The sequence below is a fragment of the Streptomyces sp. NPDC101151 genome (genome assembly GCF_044768335.1).
Taxonomy (GTDB): Bacteria; Actinomycetota; Actinomycetes; order Streptomycetales; family Streptomycetaceae; genus Streptomyces.
Genome location: NZ_JBIWPP010000103.1, coordinates 1 through 4,296, shown reverse-complemented (window position 1 = coordinate 4,296; position 4,296 = coordinate 1). Strand labels below are relative to the sequence as shown.

The following is a 4,296-nucleotide window of genomic DNA, read 5'->3' as shown; positions in this document are numbered from 1 at the left end:
ACGGCAACATCAAGCCCGTATCAGCCACTACAAACAGCGCGGACACAACCCCTGAGCTGGCCAGCAGTCACGGCAAGCACCGTTGCAGTACTAGGCCCGAATGCGCATTGCCTCTGTCAATTCCGGGGGTGCTGGGCAGCCTTTGCTGTTGAGGGATCGAGCGCTGCTGGCGGCGATACCGGGTGGCGCCTCCTCGATCTTGCTGACGGCGGAGGTGGCTATTCCGGATGCGGGTCTGTCGCGAGTCGCGGGCGTAGCTCGACGTCGTAGCGGATGCCGTCGTAGGCGAGCTGACACCGCGAGGCGGCCGTCGGGGTGAAGTCCTCACTGCCCGCGGCGGCATCGGCCCGCTCGGTCCGGCCGTCTGCCGAGAGCCCTGTAGCGGTGGAGCGAGCAAGGTCAGTCCCAGGCCGCGTGTTAGGGTCAGGCCATCGGAAGTAAAATCGTGAGTCCGTCGGTGACTCACGGGCACACGCGGCGTCTGACGAGCCGCCACTTCTTCACATCGAAGGAGTGCGCAGTGAATAGCCGTCATCGCCGTGAAGTAGTCGAGAACCACGAACCATCGACCGAACCTTCTCGCTCGCCGCGATCCCTCCGCGAGGCGTGGACAGCCCTCGCCGGGCTTTCCGCCGTGTTCTTGTTCGAGATGCTCGACAACTCGATCCTCAACGTCGCGTTGCCCACCATCGGGCGCGAGCTGTCCGCGTCGGCGACTGCGCTGCAGTGGGTCACCAACGCGTACGCCGTCGTGTTCGGCGGGCTCATGCTGGCCCTCGGCGCGCTGGCCGACCGGGTCGGTCGACGCAAGATCATGCTGGTCGGGCTGGTCCTGCTCGGCGTGACGAGTCTGACCACCGCGTTCGTCACTACGGCGGAGCAGCTCATTGCGGTCCGGTCGGCGACGGGCATCGCGGCCGCGATGACGACGCCAGGCTCACTCGCCCTGGCGTTCCGCCTGTTCGATGACGACGGGCTCCGCGTTCGTGCGACTACGCTCATATCGACAGTGGGTCTGGTCGGGCTCGCTATCGGGCCCACGGTGGGTGGCTTCGTACTCGCCTTCGCCCCGTGGCAGGCCCTGCTCCTGGTGAACGTGCCGATCGCCGCGCTCGCGTTCATCGGCATTCGAAGCGGCATCCCCGCTGACCAGGCGGACGACCTCCACCGCGACCCGATCGATGCTGCGGGTGCGCTGCTCGGCACGGCGACGATCGTGCTCGCACTGGTCGCACCGACGCTGTTCGTCGAGGCGGGCACCGAGTCGTATCTCCCGTGGCTGACCACGGCGGCAGCCATCGTGACGGGGGTCCTCTTCGTGGTCCGCGAGCGCTCGACCCGCTATCCGCTCCTCGACATCAAGCTCGTCGCTCGCCCCCTTGTGTCGAGCGGGCTGGCGTTCAAGGGGGCGGCCGGACTGGCGACCGCCGGCCTCGGCTACCTTGTGACGCTGCAACTGCAGCTCGACTGGGGCTGGACGCCGGCGGAAGCGGCCATGGGGATGCTGCCGCAGGTCCTTGTTCTCATCGCCGGCGGCGCTGTCATCGGTCCGCTGGTCAAGCGCGTCGGTCTCGACAGGGCCGCCTGGCTCAGCACCGGAGCGGTCGTGTGTGGATTGGCCGTCTACGGGCTGCTGAGCCGCTTCGGGTACCTGTGGGTTGCCATCGCGCTCGTGCTCGGCGCCGCCGGCATGCGCGTGGTCGGCGTCGTCGCCGGGACCAACGTGATGCGTGGCCTCCCGCGGAACCGCACCACAATCGGCGCGGCGCTGGTCGACACTGCCAGCGAAGTCACCACCGGAATCGGCATCGCCGTCAGCGGGACCATCCTCGCAGCGATCTTCACCGGCGACATCGCCACCTCGACCTGGAGCGCCCATCAGACTGCGGAGTTCCACGAGGCGGTCACGTGCGCCGGCCTCGTGCTGACCGTCGTCGCCGCGGCGCTCGTCGGATGGGGCATCGTCCGTGCCCGCGTCGCCGACAACGCAACAACATCGTCCGATGCCGATGCCAATACCGAGTAGACATCGGTGACGATGGGACGATCTCCTACCGAGGCTCGTCGTCGACTGCAGGTCAACCGTCGCCCGCATCGCCGAGGGCCTCGGGGCCTCGCGGAACACCGCCGACTCCGGGGTCCTGGACAAGGGCAAGCGCGTCTTGATCGGCGACCCGGCCGGTTCGAACCCGACTGCGCGAGCAGGCCGATGAACCACACACTCAACGGTCTGGTGGCACGGCACACACATCCGGGAGCACCGTCGCGGGTCGAATACCAACTCACCGCTCTGGGCCGGACCTTGCTGGCGCCGATCGACGCCGTCGGAGCATGGCCTTCGAATACGGCGATGAGGTCATGGCCAGAAAGGGCTGAGCACAACCCCTCGTCGAGACTGTGACCAGCGGAAGCGACGGTCATGTAGCGCCCGAAGTCGCAGGCGACGATACCTGGATGGAAGTCGGCGACGGTGATCTCCGGGTGGCGTCGGCCGAATTCTCGCAGCAGGATCCCGCGGCCAGTTTGGTGCGGGCACAGACCTTGTGGGCACTGAGTCCTGAAGTGTCGGCCGCGGCTGCCGTGACCGCCCCGCGTGTGAGGGAGGCCCGGGTGTGGGTGTGCGAGGAGGTTGCCACCACCCGTCATCCCGCCGGCAGGGGGAGGAGGGTCATGAGCAGCCACGGCCTGATCCAGTTCAGCCCGGACTGCTCAAGGATCTCCTCGGCTGCGTCGAAATCCCGATAGTCGCGCCGGATGAACACTCGAGTCGCCGTCCGGACCAGCGGCGACGCACCGTGGACGCTGGCGCCCGCGCCTCAGGCCAGGGGCATCACTATCCGTTCCACCCCGCCCTCGCGCATCGCGGCCACAAGACGCCCACTCGCTCTCGCGACGATCGCCGGCCCTCTGCGGCCCTTTCAGCCACAGCGGGTTGCCGAGGGCGCAGATGACGACATCGTGAGGAAATCCGGGTGCGCGGTGCTCGGGGTGAGGTCAGCATTGTCAGGTGCCTGAGCTGCGGTGGGATGACGTGAAGGGATTCTTCGACCTTGAGTGGGAGGGGCGTCTTCCGGATGTGTGGGTCGAGGCAACGGTGGTTGAGGATTGGCAGGCGGTTCTGGATCTGATCGTCGCGAGTGGTTGGCGGCGTGAGTACTCCGAGGGCGGCGTGATCATGCCGTTGCCGCGTGCTGGAGAGGTGCTGTCACGGCCTGCTGATGCCGAGTGCGCGGATGCGGGTCTGGCCGGCGCCGGATGTGCTGGCGATCTTTCGGTTGGAGTCGGCTGACGAGATCGGTTTCGACGTGGACCTTCGGGAGCTGCAGGGGCAGGAACGGCTGGACGTGCTGTGCGCATTTCTTCGTGCGATCGGGCGCCGACTGGGCAAGCCGGTGGTGATGACAGCCGAAGGCGATGGGGACCGAAGCTATCCGGAGCTGGGGTTCGATGTCGGATCCGGCCGAGTGGTGCTACTGGCGGAACCGCAGATCAATTGACCATTGCCGCCGGACGTGACCCGCAGAAGGTGCCGTTGCGGAGCGTCGCGACGTGGATGTCGGCTCGTAGCCGTACGAGGCGGTGCAGGGCCTGCCAGTGCTGTTCGGCCAGGCAGTGGCGTGCCTCGCCGACCACCAGGCGCTATTGCACCCAAGATCGCGGCGCTGATCCGGTTGCTGATCGAGGCCCGCGCGCAGGGGATGGCGGAGCTGTATCGAGCGCTGGGCGACGCGGTGCCTGTCGAGCTGCGGCAACCGATGCCAGACGTGCTGAAGGTGCCGGACAGGACGTGGGTCTTCGGGCCTGCACGGACTGGGCGTAGGCATCGGATGCAGGCGGCGAGGTCGCCGCAGGCGGTTGGCCCCCGCGTGGCCCGCCGTCCCGGGACCGGCGGGCCGACGCCTTGCGGGGCGCCGACGCGGGGTAAGCGGAACCTACGCTTCCACCGGCTAAAACGGAAGCCCCTTTCCCCATTGACCCTCGACGTGCGCAGACGCACCCTGAACCCCACGCGCCGCAAGGGAGCAGAGCATGAGCCGAGCCACCGACACACTCCGCGTCGTCGAGTACTGGACGGACAAGGACACCCACGTGATCTTTCCCGTCGAACGAAGCGAAGAAGTTGACCGCATGAGCGACGAGCAGCTGATCTCGAAGTACGGGGATCCCGAACACGGGGCAGTCACGCGCATCGTCCCCTAGGCCCAATGCCGTTGCGTTACGGGCTTGCGGGTTGGGGTCTTGTGATGAGGACGGTTTGAGGTCCAGTGCCGGTCGGCTGTGGCCAGGCGCGGTGTT

The 4,296-nt window shown here is 67.4% G+C and carries 3 protein-coding genes and 2 pseudogenes; 4 read left to right on the top strand and 1 reads right to left on the bottom strand.

From position 1 onward, the window contains the following. Positions 1 to 634 precede the first annotated feature (634 nt). From ACIRU3_RS47380 to ACIRU3_RS47370, 3 genes and pseudogenes are all read left to right on the top strand, one after another. Positions 635 to 2,026, top strand: a complete 1,392-nt coding sequence (locus ACIRU3_RS47380; RefSeq protein WP_404070606.1) for an MFS transporter — start codon at positions 635 to 637, stop codon at positions 2,024 to 2,026. Between the two features lie 198 nt (positions 2,027 to 2,224). Next, positions 2,225 to 2,376: pseudogene (locus tag ACIRU3_RS47375) on the top strand (winged helix-turn-helix transcriptional regulator); the annotation flags it as partial. Positions 2,377 to 3,007: 631 nt separating this feature from the next. After that, positions 3,008 to 3,497, top strand: a pseudogene (locus ACIRU3_RS47370) (hypothetical protein). Here the strand turns inward: ACIRU3_RS47370 and ACIRU3_RS47365 are convergent. Then, positions 3,490 to 3,633, bottom strand: a complete 144-nt coding sequence (locus ACIRU3_RS47365) for a hypothetical protein (RefSeq protein WP_404070604.1) — start codon at positions 3,631 to 3,633, stop codon at positions 3,490 to 3,492. The pseudogene ACIRU3_RS47370 and the gene ACIRU3_RS47365 overlap by 8 nt on opposite strands. 396 nt (positions 3,634 to 4,029) lie before the next feature. Between ACIRU3_RS47365 and ACIRU3_RS47360 the strand changes: the two genes are divergently transcribed. Beyond that, positions 4,030 to 4,200, top strand: a complete 171-nt coding sequence (locus ACIRU3_RS47360) for a hypothetical protein (RefSeq protein WP_404070602.1) — start codon at positions 4,030 to 4,032, stop codon at positions 4,198 to 4,200. Positions 4,201 to 4,296 lie beyond the last annotated feature (96 nt).

Bases quoted from the DNA above. Each gene is read 5' to 3' on its own strand.
- ACIRU3_RS47360 (WP_404070602.1), top strand. From the start codon at position 4,030: ATGAGCCGAGCCACCGACACACTCCGCGTCGTCGAGTACTGGACGGAC.